This window comes from Mycobacterium tilburgii, assembly GCF_902168065.1.
GTDB classification, from domain to species: domain Bacteria; phylum Actinomycetota; class Actinomycetes; order Mycobacteriales; family Mycobacteriaceae; genus Mycobacterium; species Mycobacterium tilburgii.
In genome coordinates, this window is record NZ_LR655725.1 from 17,206 (window position 1) to 31,926 (window position 14,721).

Annotated in this window: 9 protein-coding genes and 6 pseudogenes; 14 read left to right on the forward strand and 1 reads right to left on the reverse strand. The window is 65.8% G+C overall.

The annotated features are described in order from the left end of the window. Window positions 1-6 precede the first annotated feature (6 nt). The 13 genes and pseudogenes from FQ389_RS13595 to FQ389_RS13655 all read left to right on the forward strand — a co-directional run bounded on the left by FQ389_RS13595 (window position 7) and on the right by FQ389_RS13655 (window position 10,926). Window positions 7-821, forward strand: a pseudogene (locus FQ389_RS13595) (DUF1707 SHOCT-like domain-containing protein). A gap of 132 nt (window positions 822-953) precedes the next feature. Further along, a complete protein-coding gene (locus FQ389_RS13600; RefSeq protein ID WP_144208495.1) occupies window positions 954-1,496 on the forward strand; it encodes a PadR family transcriptional regulator in 543 nt (180 codons plus the stop codon). 75 nt (window positions 1,497-1,571) lie between these two features. Further along, a complete protein-coding gene (locus FQ389_RS13605; RefSeq protein ID WP_144208498.1) occupies window positions 1,572-2,669 on the forward strand; it encodes an inositol-3-phosphate synthase in 1,098 nt (365 codons plus the stop codon). A 134-nt stretch (window positions 2,670-2,803) separates the two neighbouring features. Then, window positions 2,804-3,862: pseudogene (locus FQ389_RS13610) on the forward strand (LLM class flavin-dependent oxidoreductase). After that, window positions 3,859-4,104 (forward strand): annotated as a pseudogene (locus tag FQ389_RS20370) (sulfotransferase); the annotation flags it as partial. The pseudogenes FQ389_RS13610 and FQ389_RS20370, both read left to right, overlap by 4 nt. Window position 4,105: 1 nt before the next feature. Next, a pseudogene (locus tag FQ389_RS13620) lies at window positions 4,106-4,561 on the forward strand (DUF1214 domain-containing protein); the annotation flags it as partial. Window positions 4,562-4,572: 11 nt separating this feature from the next. Beyond that, window positions 4,573-5,482, forward strand: a pseudogene (locus FQ389_RS13625) (alpha/beta fold hydrolase). A 27-nt stretch (window positions 5,483-5,509) separates the two neighbouring features. Next, window positions 5,510-6,130, forward strand: coding sequence for an LLM class flavin-dependent oxidoreductase (locus tag FQ389_RS13630; RefSeq protein WP_144208500.1), 621 nt, complete (start codon window positions 5,510-5,512; stop codon window positions 6,128-6,130). Window positions 6,131-6,439: 309 nt separating this feature from the next. Next, window positions 6,440-7,136 (forward strand): annotated as a pseudogene (locus FQ389_RS13635) (FCD domain-containing protein). Continuing rightward, window positions 7,136-8,932, forward strand: a complete 1,797-nt coding sequence (locus FQ389_RS13640; RefSeq protein ID WP_144208502.1) for an ABC transporter substrate-binding protein/permease — start codon at window positions 7,136-7,138, stop codon at window positions 8,930-8,932. The pseudogene FQ389_RS13635 and the gene FQ389_RS13640 overlap by 1 nt, the downstream one beginning before the upstream one ends. Beyond that, entirely contained in the window at window positions 8,929-9,669 is a 741-nt protein-coding gene (locus FQ389_RS13645) for an amino acid ABC transporter ATP-binding protein (RefSeq protein WP_144208505.1), read from the forward strand. Before FQ389_RS13640 ends, FQ389_RS13645 begins: the two co-directional genes overlap by 4 nt. Before the next feature lie 64 nt (window positions 9,670-9,733). Beyond that, window positions 9,734-10,240, forward strand: a complete 507-nt coding sequence (locus tag FQ389_RS13650; RefSeq protein ID WP_144208507.1) for a MarR family winged helix-turn-helix transcriptional regulator — start codon at window positions 9,734-9,736, stop codon at window positions 10,238-10,240. Window positions 10,241-10,287: 47 nt separating this feature from the next. Then, a complete protein-coding gene (locus FQ389_RS13655) occupies window positions 10,288-10,926 on the forward strand; it encodes an SDR family oxidoreductase (RefSeq protein ID WP_144208510.1) in 639 nt (212 codons plus the stop codon). Between the two features lie 20 nt (window positions 10,927-10,946). On the opposite strand, the gene leuS is transcribed toward FQ389_RS13655, so the two are convergent. Next, window positions 10,947-13,865, reverse strand: a complete 2,919-nt coding sequence (gene leuS, locus FQ389_RS13660; protein ID WP_144208513.1) for a leucine--tRNA ligase — start codon at window positions 13,863-13,865, stop codon at window positions 10,947-10,949. 187 nt (window positions 13,866-14,052) lie between these two features. Here leuS and FQ389_RS13665 point away from each other — a divergent pair. After that, window positions 14,053-14,721: LpqN/LpqT family lipoprotein (locus FQ389_RS13665; protein ID WP_186296428.1), on the forward strand; the 669-nt coding region annotated here is incomplete at its 3' end.

Below are 14,721 nucleotides of genomic sequence, written 5' to 3' on the forward strand. Positions count from 1 at the left end.
AAATAGCTGGGCGCCCCACTCGGCGGCGGTGTGACGACCTCGACTCGCGCCAAGGACACCGACCGCCAAGAGACCTGCACACTGCTCGACAACGCCTTGGCCGACGGAGAACTGTCCGGCGAGGAACATCGCGAGCGCATCCGCAAGGCGACCAATGCGGTGACGCTCGGGGACCTCAAGCAGCTCGTGTCGGATTTGCAGGGCAACCACGCCCCGGTGGCGGCTGCGCGTGGCACGAGCAATGCCGCGCGTCGGCGGGCGGGGCATCGCGATCGCCGCGCTGGTGGTGTCGGTGCTCTTCGGCATCGGCCTCGGCTGGGGCCTGTACGGCAACACCGGCTCGCCGCTGGACTTCACCAGTGATCCGGGGCGCCAAGCCCGACGGGGTCGCGCCGATGGTGCTGACCCCGCCCAAGCAACTGCACTCGCTGGGCGGCCGACCGGGCTGTTGGAACAGGCCCGCAAGAAATTCGTTTTACCGCCCGGACCCGACCGACGACCGTCGCGTGCTGGATTACGACTACCGCGGCGGCTAGGATAATCCGGCCACCTCGGCGAAGTCGGATTCCAAGGCTGTCACGGCCGACCTGGGCAAGCTCGACGTCAAGGCGGCGGTCGGTATCCTGCGCGGGGCGCCCGAGACACTGGGCATCAAGGCTGCGGACGTCAGATCGACCTACCTGATCATCGAACCCGCGAAGGGCCCGACCGCCCCTGGAACGCTGACCCGGTCGGTCTACGTCTCCAGCGATTACGGCGGCGGGTCGATCGAGTTCGCTGGTGACGGTACCATCAAGCGGGTGAGTTACCCCTCCAGCTGAGTCCCAGCCAGCCGCCGATCGACGTGAACTAACTGCACGCCAACATTCGGTGGTGTTGTGGCAAATATATCGACCCGATATGATGCTGCGAGGTGTCGTCCGTCGTACTCAGTCGCGCGAAGGAGGTGACTCGTGCTGGAGCTCGCCATCCTTGGCCTGCTGATCGAATCGCCGATGCACGGCTACGAGTTGCGCAAGCGGCTGACCGGCCTTCTCGGCGCATTCCGTGCGTTTTCCTACGGTTCGCTCTATCCGGCGCTGCGGCGCATGCAGACGGATGGATTGATCGCCGACAACGCCGCGCCGGCCGGCACCCCGGTCCGGCGTGCTCGTCGGGTCTACGAACTGACGGAGAAAGGTCGCCAGCGTTTCGGCGAGCTGGTGGCCGACACCGGTCCGCACAACTACACCGATGACGGTTTCGGCGTGCATCTGGCGTTCTTCAACCGGACTCCGGCGGAGGCGCGGATGCGGATCCTCGAGGGCCGCCGCCGGCAGGTCGAGGAGCGCCGGGAAGGTTTGCGTGAAGCCGTGGCGCGGGCCAGCAGCTCACTCGACCGCTACACACGACAGCTTCACCAGCTCGGGCTCGAGTCCAGCGAGCGCGAGGTGAAGTGGCTCAATGAGCTGATCGCCGCGGAACGGGCAGCACCCGGGCTCACTGAGCAGACGTAGATCCTCCGCACGACCCACCAAGAAATTTCCCCCCGACCCTACAGACATTAGGTAATTAAGTAAGGAGAACGCCCTATGAGTCAGCACAACGCTTCGCAGGCGTCGACCGAGGTACGAGTCGCCATTGTCGGCGTCGGTAACTGCGCGTCGTCGCTGATTCAGGGCGTCCAGTACTACTACGAAGCCGACGAAAACGGCACCGTTCCCGGCCTGATGCACGTGAAGTTTGGCCGGTACCACGTCCGCGATGTCAAGTTCGTCGCTGCGTTCGACGTGGACGCCAAGAAGGTCGGTTTCGACCTGTCGGAGGCGATCTTCGCGTCGGAGAACAACACTATCAAGATCGCCGACGTGCCGCCGACCAACGTGATCGTTCAGCGCGGCCCGACGCTCGACGGCATCGGCAAATACTACGCCGACACCATCGAGGTGTCCGACGCCGAGCCGGTCGACGTGGTGAAGGTGCTGCGGGAGAACAACGTCGACGTGCTGGTGTCCTACCTGCCGGTGGGCTCCGAGGAGGCCGACAAGTTCTACGCCCAGTGCGCCATCGACGCCGACGTCGCGTTCGTCAACGCGCTGCCGGTGTTCATCGCCTCCGACCCGGTGTGGGCCAAGAAGTTTGCCGACGCGGACGTCCCGATCGTCGGTGACGACATCAAGAGTCAGGTCGGCGCGACGATCACGCACCGCGTGATGGCCAAGCTGTTCGAAGACCGCGGCGTGCAGCTGGACCGCACCATGCAGCTCAACGTCGGCGGCAACATGGACTTCCTCAACATGCTCGAACGCGAGCGGCTGGAGTCCAAGAAGATCTCCAAGACCCAGGCCGTCACCAGTAACCTGCAACGCGAGTTCAAGACCAAGGATGTGCACATCGGCCCGTCCGACCACGTCGGCTGGCTCGACGACCGCAAGTGGGCCTACGTGCGGCTGGAGGGCCGCGCGTTCGGTGACGTGCCGCTGAACCTGGAGTACAAGCTCGAGGTGTGGGACTCGCCGAACTCCGCCGGCGTCATCATCGACGCGGTGCGTGCGGCCAAGATCGCCAAGGACCGGGGCATCGGCGGCCCGGTGGTGCCGGCCTCGGCGTACCTGATGAAGAGCCCGCCAAAGCAGCTGCCCGACGATGTCGCGCGCACTCAGCTCGAAGAGTTCATCATCTCGGGCTAAGGCCTTTCTTTAACCGTCGAGTGTGGGCCCTAGGGACGCATACGGGGCTGTCCCCATACCAAAAGGGGCCCACACGGCGCATCATCGCCAAATCATCGACACGGTGCTGTGCGAATGCTTAGCATCATCTTTCGATGAACGTTCAGCCCGCCGCGTTCCTGCGCACGACGCTCCCCTGGACCTGTCCCGTCTCGCCGAGCTCGACGGTCGCCGGCTACCACTCGATCTGGCCTGCCCGACCACATGTTCGGTTTCTGGCCCGACTCGATCTGGACACCCGAATTCACCGACCTCGCCACGGCGTCGCCGTCACCGCACCGCCACCTCGACGGCCTGGCGGTGGGCCTCGGCCGTGCTCACCCGAACGGGTGCCGCTGGTGAGCGCCGTGGTGGACACCGTGCGGCGCCGTCCCGCCCTGCTTGCCCAGACCGCGCTGACCATCGACCACCTCGCCCACGGGCGATTCATTCTCGTGCTGGGCAGCGGCGAAAGCGAGAACACGCTGCCCTACGGGTTCGACTTCGCGCGACCGGTCCAGCCGGCTCGAGGAGGCGCTGACGGTCATCCGGCTACTCTGGCAAAGTGACGGCCCGGTCGACTTCGACGGCCAGTTCTACACGCTGCGGCACGCCCGCCTGGACACCGAGCCCTACCGGGACACCCCGCCGCAGATCTGGATCGGCGCCAGAGGTCCTCGCATGCTCGACATCGCCGGCCGGCACCCCGACGGATGGTGGCCCGCCGGCGACTGGACACCGGAGCACTATGCCGAAATGCTCTCGGCGGTGCGGACTTCCGCCGAGCGCGCCGGCCGTGATCCGATGGCGATCACGCCGGGCTTCATGCAGATATGCCTGATCGGCGCTGACGACAACGCGCTGGCCGAGATCGTCCGGGCGCCGCTGGTGAAGGCGTTCTTGCTGCAGGTCTCGGCAACCACGCTGCGCGGCTTCGGATTCGAGCACCCGATGGGCGAGAACTGGCGCGGGTTTCAGGACATCGACCCGCGGTGCCCACCCGCGAACGGATCCTGGCTTTCCTCGACGACGTGCGCTCCGAGATGCTGCTGGCCGGCGTGCCAAAATCCTCGACTACAGCGCCATGGCCGGGCTGGCTTACGCCGAGTCCTCGGTCGGCGAATATTCGTGCCGCAGAAGACGAATTGCTACGACTGTGCGGAGACGTGTCGTGACCTCCCGGCTAGACGCCGCCGAGTTGCTGCGCGCCGCCGAAGCCGAAACCGGATTGGACGACTACGGCGACCCGACCTTGCCGGAACGCTTCGCCGTGGCCGCCGACCACCTGAACGCCCTGGGCATGGACGCCGACGGCGTCCGCGCCGCCGAGCAGGTATGCCGGTGGTTGCTGACGTCGCGGCCGGAGTTCATCGAGGACCGCAACCGCTACCCGATCGGCGCCGAGACGATCGAGGCGCGCAACCGACGCAAACGCCAAACGCGGCCACGCCGCCGCCAACATGTACTGGGAGCTGGCGGCCGACGAAGCGCTGATCGTCGAGTTCGACGCCCACGACGGCCTGTGGATGCTGACCAACATGGGTGTGTTCTTCAACAGCATGGACTACCTGTACCTGCCCGGTGAGCTACACCCCGAGCTGCACCAAGGCCGACGGCGACAGCCGCATCCTCCTGGTCATGGTGCATCGTGATCCGAACGTCCACAACTGACTACGCCCCAGGGCTTCACCCGCGGCAATCTGACCTACCGGCACATGCTGGAGGGCGAACCGCTCGTGCTAAACACCAAAGTCGTCAAGCACCACGACATTCCGCGTGCGCTGCCGTCGGACACCGCCACCGTAACCGCCCAAGAACGCAGCGCCGCCATGTGGGAGCGATTCCACGGCATTCGCCGCTGCTATGTCCTCTAACGTCAAAGATCTTGACCGAGATCCCCGAAGACGAGCCGGCCGGACCGTCCGAATTTTCCCTGCTGTCCGAAAACGCGGAGCCGGCCGGGGTCGCGGGTCCGCTACCCGAGGGCGCGCGCGTGGCGACCGAGACCCCGCGCGGCCGAGTCAGCGCGCTGCGTTGGGGGTCGAAGTCGCCGCGGGTGGTGTTCCTGCACGGCGGCGCGCAGAACGCGCACACCTGGGACACCGTCATCGTCGGGCTCGGTCAACCGGCGCTAGCCGTGACCTTCCCGGGCACTGGCACTCCGGCCGGCGTGACGACGGGGACTACTCGCCGCGACACAACGCCGAGGCGCTGGCGCCGGTGTTGCGCGAGCTCGCACCGGACGCCGATCTCCTTGTGGGCATGTCGCTGGGCGGGTTGACCGGGATCCGGGTGGGCGCGATCGCCCCCGAGCTGGTGCGCGAACTCGTGTTCGTCGACGTCATTCCGTTGGCACTGCAGCGGTATGCCGCGCTGACCACCGAGCAGCAGGCACGGTGGCGCTGGTTCAGGGCGAGCGCGAGTTCCCCAGCTTCCAGGCCATGCTGGACCTGACCGTCGCCGCGGCACCGCACCACGAGGTCAAAGCGCTGCGCCGTGGAGTGTTCCACAACTCGCGGCGCTTCGACAACGCAACTGGGCGTGGCGTTACGACGCCATCCGCGTCGTCCCCGACTTCGACGACCTGTGGAACGACGTCGACGCCTTGACCGCCCCGTCACCCTGGTGCGGGCGGCTCGTCGCCAATTGTGACCGATCAGGACGCCGCCGAACCCGCCAGCCGCGCAACATATTTCCGGCAGGAGCACTTCGTCGAGAACTCCGGGCACTCCGTCCAAAGCGACCAACCCCGGGCGCTGATCGACCTGTTGAGCGGGATACTCGCCGCACGCTGAACGCCGGCGGCTCCTACGGTGGACGCCATGACCTCTGCTGATCGTCCCGTCCGCATCGGTGTGCAACTGCAGCCCCCAGCACACCCCGCAGTACCGACTCATCCGCGACGGCGTGCGCCACTGCGAGGACATGGGGTCGACGTCGCCTTCGCCTGCGATCATTTCTTCCCGCTCTACGGTGATCTCGACGGCCCCCATTTCGAATGCTGGACCGTGTTTGGCGGCGTGGGCCGAGCAGACGTCGCGCATCGAATTCGGGGCGTTGGTGACGTGCAACTCCTACCGCAATCCGGACTGCTGGCCGACATGGCGCGGACCGTCGACCACATTTCTGGTGGCCGGTTGATCCTGGGCATCGGGTCGGGCTGGAAGGAACGCGACTACGACGAGTACGGCTACGAATTCGGCACCGCGGGCAGCCGCCTCGATGACCTGGCTGCCGCATTCCCGCGAATCATGTCGCGGCTGGTGAGACTGAATACCCCCGCCCACCCGCGACATCCCGATCCTGATCGGTGGCAAGGGTCGCCGGAAGACGCTGCGGCTGGTCGCCGAATACGCCGACATCTGGCACGGCTTCACCACCGTCGACACCTACTCGCAGGCGGCCGTCGTCCTGGAACAGCACTGCACCGCCGTCGGTCGTAACCCCTCGACGATCGAAAGGTCGGCCGGCGGGGGACAACACCGGCGTGCGGCGTGGCGAAGGGATCGACGGGCTGATCGCCAATGCCGAGGGCCTGACCGCGTTGGGAGTGAAACCCTGCTGACCGTCGGTGTCAACGGCCCCGATTACGACCTGAGCGCGGCCGAGGCCCTGTGCCGCTGGCGCAATGCGCCTTGAGTTACGTTTACAGGCAATTCATAGGCGAAACACCCTTAACCAAGGCGCGAAGTCATGAGAAAATTTCCTGCGCTGATCGCTGCAGCGGGGCCGGACCATCGTGAAAGACACTCATGCCGAAGAAATATGGGGTCAAAGAAAAATACCAGGTGGTCAACCACGTCCTGACATGGTGTTGACCGGGAAGCTGAGCAACGGTGACCGGGTCAACCGCAACGAGATCGTCTTGGGCCTCGGTGTCAGTCGAGTCCCGATCCAGGAGGCCCTGGTCCAGCTCGAACTCGACGGCATCGCCTCGGCGCGCGCCGCGACCAGCCCCGACGTCGCGAATCCTCGGCCAGCTCGACGCCCTGATGCGCGCGATGCGTGCCGCGAAAGACGCCCGCACGTTTCGGAGCTCACCACGGAGTACCGGCGCACACCATCAACGACGAGTACGCGGGGCCGCGACTGCACGCCACCATTCGCGCCTCGCAGGATCTGATCCCCGCACGTTCTGGATGACCTATCAAAACAATCGCGACGACGTGTTGCCGTCGTACGAAGAGGAAACCGCGGCGATCCAATCGGCGCGATCCCGGTGCCGCGCGATCCGCATGCGTCGGACGCTCTTATCTGATGGCGCAGGCAATGCTGGCTGAACTGTTCCGGCGCAGGGTTTTGCCGCACCGGACGACCCTCGTCAGGTTACTGCCACTCCGCTGCACGTCCTCGCGGCAGCCGAAGCCGTCCGCGCCGAATCGTTGTTGGCACTCTGAATTCGCCGCTCGCCGCGACGAGCCACCGGGCGATCTATACGGTTGCGGGTGATGATTCCGTGCGAAAGCCAGCGCGCAACGCTGTTCGGCCTGGCCGCGACAATCCTGATCGTCTGCGGCTTGGTGATGGCCGGACCCGCGCTCGCCGACATAAACCAATGCGCGCCGGGCGGGGTCGACAGCGCCACCACCTTGCCGCAGGGTTTGACGACCCTCAACGACCTCGGTCGGGACGACGATCACACGACCCCCACCACCGATCCGCTCAGCTCGGTGAACGTCGACGCGCTGAGGCTGGGCACTCCCGGGGTGCTCAGCGTTGGCACCCTGTCGGATGCGCCGCCGTCCATCTGCGTAGACTCCACCGGCACCTACAGCGGCTTTGATAATCAGTTGCTGCGTGCAATGGCGAAAAAGCTGGGCCTACAAATCCGTTTCGCCAGCACCGACTTCTCCGCACTGCTGGCCGAGGTGGCGTCGCATCGCTTCGACGTCGGTTCGGCGTCGGTAAAGGCCACCGCCACGCGGCGGCACACCGTCGGGTTCACTAACGGCTACGACTTCGGATACTACGCGCTCATCGTACCGCCCGGATCACCGATCGACGACTTCAACGATCTCTCCGCCGGGCAGCGGATCGGCGTCGTGCAGGGCACCGTCGAGGAGGACTATGTCGTCGACACCCTGCACCTGAATCCGGTGAAATATCCGGGGTTCGCCACCGTGTACGCCAGCCTCAAGATGCACCAGCTCGACGCCTGGGTGGCCCCGGCGGCGCTGGCCACTAACCTGATGCGGCCGGGCGACGCCGCGGTGGTGGTCGCCAACGCGTTAACACCCGGCGATTTCGTCGCCTATGCCGTCGCCAACGACAACACCGCGCTGACCGCCGCCCTGAACTCCGCGCTGGACGCGGTGATCGCGGACGGCACCTGGTCGCTGCTGTACTCCCAATGGGTACCGCGCCCGCTGCCTCCCGGATGGAAACCCGGATCGAAAACCGCCCCCACTCCGCACCTGCCCGATTTCGCCACGATCGCGGCCAGCAAGAATCATAAACAGGTCGGCCACGATATGACGAAATCTGTACTCGCACAACTGCTTTCGCAGTTCTTAGACTGGAATCTCTACAAGGAGGCCATCCCGGCGCTGCTCACCACGGGCCTACCCAACACGTTGACACTGACGATCAGTGCCGGCGTCATCGGACTGGTCTTCGGCATGGGGCTGGCGATGGCCGGGCTGTCACAGAAACGCTGGGTGCGCTGGCCCGCGCGGATCTACACCGACATCTTCCGGGGGCTACCCGAAGTGGTGATCATTCTGATCATCGGGATGGGGGTCGGCCCGCTGGTCGGTGGGCTGACCGGCAACAACCCGTACCCGTTGGGCATCGCCGCGCTGGGGTTGATGGCTGCCGCCTACATCGGCGAAATCCTGCGATCGGGTATCCAGAGTGTCGATGTCGGCCAACTGGAGGCCTCGCGCGCGCTGGGCTTCAGTTACCCGGCCGCGATGCGTTTGGTGGTAGTGCCGCAAGGCATCCTCCGGGTGCTCCCGGCGCTGGTGAATCAGTTCATCGCGTTGTTAAAAGGCTCCGCCCTGGTGTACTTCTTGGGTTTGGTTGCCCGGCAGCGGGAGCTGTTTCAGGTGGGCCGCGACCTCAACGCGCAAACCGGCAACCTGTCGCCGTTGGTGGCGGCGGGTCTGTGCTACCTGCTGCTCACCATTCCGTTGACGCACTTGGTGAACTACATCGACAATCGGCTTCGGCGCGGCAGTCCCGCCGAGGTGTCCGAGGACCCCGCCACGGTGGTCACCTCCACGCTCGGACAGGGGATGACATGACCGTCGCGCGGGCATCGGTTTCGTTGGAGGCCAAGGATGTTCACAAGAAGCTCGGCGACGCGCGGGTGCTGCGCGGCGTCACCTTCGAGGCGCCTGCGGGAACCACGGTGGCCGTCATCGGACCGTCCGGCTCGGGGAAGTCGACGTTGCTGCGGGCGCTGAATCGCCTGCACGAGCCCGACAGTGGTGACGTCCTGCTCGATGGAAGGTCCGTGCTGCGCGACGATCCCGACGAGCTACGCCAGCGCATCGGCATGGTGTTTCAGAACTACTACCTGTTCCCCCATCTGAGTATCCTCAAAAACGTTGCGCTGGGGCCCCGGAAGCTGCGCGGCTTGTCCGCGGACGCCGCCCGCCAGTTGGCGCTCGAACAGTTGGACCGAGTTGGCCTGAAGCACAAAGCCGGTGTCCGCCCCGGGATGTTGTCGGGCGGGCAGCAACAACGCGTTGCTATCGCCCGGGCACTGGCCATGGCGCCGCAGGTGATGTTCTTCGACGAGGCGACGTCGGCTCTGGACCCGGAGATGGTCAAGGGGGCACTACAACTCATTGCCGACCTCGGCACCGCCGGCATGACGATGATCGTGGTCACCCACGAAATGGGCTTCGCCCGGTCGGCATCCGACACCGTGGTATTCCTGGATCACGGCAAGGTCGTGGAATCCGGGCCGCCAGAGCAGATATTCGAGGCCGCCGAGACCGAGCGGCTGCAGCGCTTCCTTTCAAAAGTGCTTTGATGAGCTAAAAATTGTTGCCGTAGCTACCTTGTACGCCACTCATATCAGGTTAGACTGCCGATTTATGGCGGACAGCGATTCCACCACGACCGAGGTGATGGAGCTTGCGGAAGGATTGCACCGTGCGCTGTCCAAACTGTTTTCAATACTGCGCCGGGGCGATCCGAGCGGCGTCGTGGCTGGCGAATTGACTTTGGCGCAGCTGTCGATCCTCCTCACCTTGCTTGATCAAGGTCCCATCCGGATGACCGACCTGGCCGCCCACGAACGGGTGCGCACTCCCACCGCCACCGTGGCGATCCGCCGGCTGGAGAAGATCGGGTTGGTGAAACGTTCTCGCGACCCGTCCGACCTGCGTGCGGTGCTGGTCGATATCACCCCGCGGGGCCGTGCGGTGCACGCCGAGTCGCTGGCCAACCGGCACGCCACGCTGGCCGCCATGCTGAGCCAGCTCACCGAGGACGACTTGAACACGCTGACCGCGGCGCTGGCACCGCTGGAGCGTCTGGCCTCCGGCGAACTGACGTCGGGTTCCGCGGGAGGCGAACCCACCGCGCGTAAGCGTGCATGAAAGTACCTGGATTCCAAGCATTTTCGCATTGCCCGTAAACTGGCCGGATGCCGACTGCACCCATCACCGGCGCCGGCGGCATCGGTTCCGCGTTCGCCACCGCGCTGGCGCCCACCTACACGCTGCTGCTGGCCGGTCGGACCTCCGAACGGCTCGACGCCGTCGCGCAGCGGCCCGGTGCCACCACTCCCCTGGACTTGACCGATGCCGGCGACATCGAGTCCATTTGCGAGGTCGTGGACGAGCTCGACTTCCTGGTGCACAACGCGGGCCTGTCCATCCCGGGCCGGGTTGCCGAGCCGGACATCGAGCAGTGGCGCGCTACCTTTAAGGTGAATGTTTTTGGCGCAGTGGCACTTACGCTGCAGTTGCTGCCGGCCCTGCGCAGCACCGGCGGCCGGGTGGTGTTCATCAACTCCGGGGCGGGGCGCACGGTGTTGTCGGGGATGGCGTCCTACTCGGTCAGCAAGTTCGCGCTGCGTGCGTTCGCCGACGCGCTGCGCGCCGACGAACCGGCCCTGCGGGTCACCATAACCTTTCCGGGTCGCACCGACATCGAGATGCAACGCGAACTCATCGCGTATGAGGGCGGCGAGTACGACGCCGCCAAGTTTCTGCGGCCCGAAACCGTCGCGGCGGCAGTCGCGCACGCGGTGGCCACACCTCGCGACGGGCACCTGGACTAGCTCGTGCTGCGCCAGGGCGACTAGACCACCAGGTTGACCAGCCGGCCGGCGACCACGATCACCTTGCGCGGCGTGGCACCGGCAAGGAACGCCTGCACCTTCTCGTCGGCCAGCGCGGCGGCCTTCAGCGTCTCCTTGTCGGCGTCGGCGGCCACCACCACACGGCCCCGCACCTTGCCGTTGACCTGCACCGGGTACTCCACGGTTTCGTCGACCAGGTAGCTTGGATCCGCTTGCGGGAACGGCCCGTGCGCCAGCGAGGTCGAATGCCCCAGCCGTGCCCACAATTCCTCGGCCAGGTGCGGCGCCAACGGGGCTAACATCAGCACCAGGGGTTCGACCGCCGCCCTGGGTACCGCGTCGCGATGCGCCTTGGTGAGGTGGTTGGTGTACTCGATCAGCTTGGCCGTCGCAGTGTTGTTCCGCAGCGCCGCGTAGTCTTCCGCGACCCCGATGATGGTGCGGTGCAGCACGCGCAGCGTGTCGATGTCCAGCGGCTCGTGCGTATCGGTGACCCGGCTGTCACCGGTGCTCTCGTCGACCACCAGCCGCCAGACGCGCTGCAGGAAGCGGTATGCCCCGACAACGTCCTTGGTGGCCCACGGCCGCGACGCGTCGAGCGGACCCATCGACATCTCGTACACCCGCAGGGTGTCGGCGCCGTATTCGTCGCAGATCGTGTCGGGGGATATCGAGTTCTTCAGGCTCTTACCGATTTTGCCGAACTCCTGAAAGACTTCAACCCCACCGTCGGGCCCGGGATAGAAGAATCGGTTGTCCCGTTCGATCACTTCGTCGGCGGGGACGTAGGAGCCGCGGGCGTCGGTGTAGGCGAACGCCTGGATGTAGCCCTGGTTGACCAGGCGGCGGAACGGTTCCCGCGAACTGACGTGGCCCAGGTCGTAGAGCACCTTGTGCCAGAACCGCACGTACAGCAGGTGCAGCACCGCGTGTTCGGCACCGCCGACGTACAGATCAACGCCACCGGGATCCTGCGGCCCGTGCTCGGCGGGCCGCGGGCCCATCCAATATGTCTCGTTTTCTTTGACGCAGAACCGTTCTGCGTTGTGTGGATCGGTGTAGCGCAATTCGTACCAGGAGCTGGCCGCCCACTGCGGCATCACGTTGGTGTCGCGAGTGTAGGGCTTGAGGCCGTCACCCAGGTCGAGCTCCACGTGTACCCACTCGGTCGCCTTGCCCAGCGGCGGCGACGGCTCGCTGTCGGCGTCGTCGGGATCGAACAACATCGGCGAATAGTCGGCCACGTCGGGCAACTCGACCGGCAACGCCGACTCGTCCAACGGATGCGGGCGCCCGTTGCTGTCGTAGACGATCGGTAACGGCTCACCCCAATACCTCTGGCGCGCGAAAAGCCAGTCACGCAACCTGAATTCGACGCGCGCCCAGCCGCGCCCCTCGGTCTCCAGGCGTGTGGTGACGGTTTCCTTGGCGGTCACGACTTCCAGCCCGTCGAGGTAGCCAGAGTTCACCAACACACCGTCTCCGGCGTAAGCGGCCTGCGAAATATCGCCGCCGGCAATCACTTCCACAATCGGCAGATGCAGCGCGGTGGCGAAATCCCAGTCCCGCTGGTCATGGCCGGGCACCGCCATGATGGCCCCGGTGCCATAGCCCACCAGCACGTAGTCGGCGATGAAGATCGGCACCGGCTTGCCGTTGGCCGGGTTGGTGGCGTAACTGCCCAGGAAGACGCCGGTCTTCTCCTTGTTCTCCTGACGCTCGAGATCGGACTTCGCGCCGATCGCGCGCCGGTAGGCCGCCACGGCCTCCTCCGGCGTGGCGGCACCGTACGTCCAGACCGGGTCGGTGCCGTCAGGCCACGCGGGGGCGACCAGCTCGTCCACCAGGTCATGCTCGGGGGCCAGCACCAGATATGTGGCGCCGAACAAGGTGTCCGGGCGCGTGGTGAACACCTCGATGTCGACGGCGGATCCGGCGCGCTCACCGTTCGACAGGGTCGCCGAGAACAGCGCCGCGGCGCCGGTGGAGCGGCCGATCCAATTGCGCTGCATGGTCTTGACCTTCTCGGGCCAGTCCAGCAGGTCGAGGTCGTCAAGCAGCCGGTCGGCGTAGGCGGTAATTCGCATCATCCACTGCAGCAACCGTTTCCGGAACACCGGGAAGTTACCGCGGTCACTGCGGCCGTCCGAGGTGACCTCCTCGTTTGCCAGCACTGTGCCCAGCCCGGGGCACCAGTTCACCATCGAATCGGAGCGGTAGACCAGCCGGTACCCGTCGATCACGTCGGCCCGCTCCCCCGCTGACAACGCCGCCCAGTCCCGGCCATCCTCGAGGCGGCGGGCACCGGATTCGAATTCGGCTATCAGCTCGCCGATCGGCCGGGCCTTGCCGGCCGCGCTGTCGAACCACGCGTTGTAGATCTGCAGGAAGACCCATTGCGTCCACTTGTAGAAGTCGACGTCGGTGGTCGAAAAGCTGCGCCGGCTGTCGTGCCCGAGACCCAACCGGTTCAGTTGCCGGCGGAAGTTGACGATGTTGGCTTCGGTCCTGGCGCGCGGATGCGTGCCGGTCTGCACCGCGAACTGCTCGGCCGGCAGGCCGAAGGCGTCAAATCCCAACGCGTGCAACACGTTACGTCCCAACATCCGGTAGTAGCGGGCGTATACGTCGGTGGCGATGTAGCCCAGCGGATGCCCGACGTGTAGCCCGTCGCCGGACGGGTACGGGAACATGTCCTGGACGAACAGCTTGTCGTCGGGAATCAAGGTGCCATCCGTCGGCGCCAGCGACCCGACGGGGTTGGGCACCTGGAAAGTGCCGAACCTCGCCCAGTTGTCCTGCCAGGTTTGCTCAATACGGCCGGCAAGCGCCGCCGTGTAACGGAATGGCGGCGCGTCAGTCTCCGGCTGAGCACCCACGGGGACGCTCCTCGACGAGTCGGTCGGCGATTGAGTCACGTGCACAGCGTATAAGGGCGGCCGCGGCGCCCCGCCCGGCCACAGGTTGGTAAAGGTTGCATTGCGCACCAGTCAGAGGTTCATCCCAGCTGTGTTGCGGCCCTGTCCAGGGCCTTTGACTTCTGGTTACAGTCGGACTCTATACGACGGATGCTGGTTGGCCAGCCATTCGGAAGGACCGACAGAGATGACTCAGATCGCCGCCCCGTGGCGCGTTGTCGCAGGCGGGTTCGCCGCCGGTGTGATCGGGTTCGCCCTATTCTCGGGCGGTACGGCTTCGGCCGATCCTGTGGCTCCCGTACCGCCGGGCCCCATCGTGCCGGTGCCGGCGAATCAGTACATCCCGGCCGCCGCACCCAACGCTGCTCCGGTAGCGCCGGTGCAGACCGTGACGCCCGCGTCCTCGGGCACGCTGCGCGAATACTTCCAGTCCAAGGGCGTCAAGATGGAGGCGCAGAAGCCGCAGGGGTTCAAGGCTCTCGACATCACGCTGCCGGTGCCGCCGCGATGGACCCCGGTGCCCGACCCCAACGTGCCCGATGCCTTCGCGGTGATCGCCGACCGGCAGGGCAGCAGCGTGTACAGCTCGAACGCGCAGGTCGTGGTGTACAAGCTGGTGGGCAACTTCGATCCCCGGGAAGCGATTTCGCACGGCTACGTCGACAGCCAGAAGCTACTGGCTTGGCAGTCCACCAACGCCTCAATGGCCAACTTCGACGGGTTCCCCTCGTCGGTGATCGAGGGCACCTACCGCGAGGGCGACATGACGCTGAACACCTCGCGCCGGCACATCATCGCGCAGTCCGGTAATGAGCACTACCTGGTGTCGCTGTCGGTGACGACCGACCGCGCGGTG

Excerpts from the sequence above, each read along its gene's own strand:
- FQ389_RS13605 (WP_144208498.1), top strand. The coding sequence starts at position 1,572 with ATGAGTCAGCACAACGCTTCGCAGGCGTCGACCGAGGTACGAGTCGCC.
- FQ389_RS13630 (WP_144208500.1), top strand. The coding sequence starts at position 5,510 with ATGACCTCTGCTGATCGTCCCGTCCGCATCGGTGTGCAACTGCAGCCC.
- FQ389_RS13640 (WP_144208502.1), top strand. The coding sequence starts at position 7,136 with ATGATTCCGTGCGAAAGCCAGCGCGCAACGCTGTTCGGCCTGGCCGCG.
- FQ389_RS13645 (WP_144208505.1), top strand. The coding sequence starts at position 8,929 with ATGACCGTCGCGCGGGCATCGGTTTCGTTGGAGGCCAAGGATGTTCAC.
- FQ389_RS13650 (WP_144208507.1), top strand. The coding sequence starts at position 9,734 with ATGGCGGACAGCGATTCCACCACGACCGAGGTGATGGAGCTTGCGGAA.
- FQ389_RS13655 (WP_144208510.1), top strand. The coding sequence starts at position 10,288 with ATGCCGACTGCACCCATCACCGGCGCCGGCGGCATCGGTTCCGCGTTC.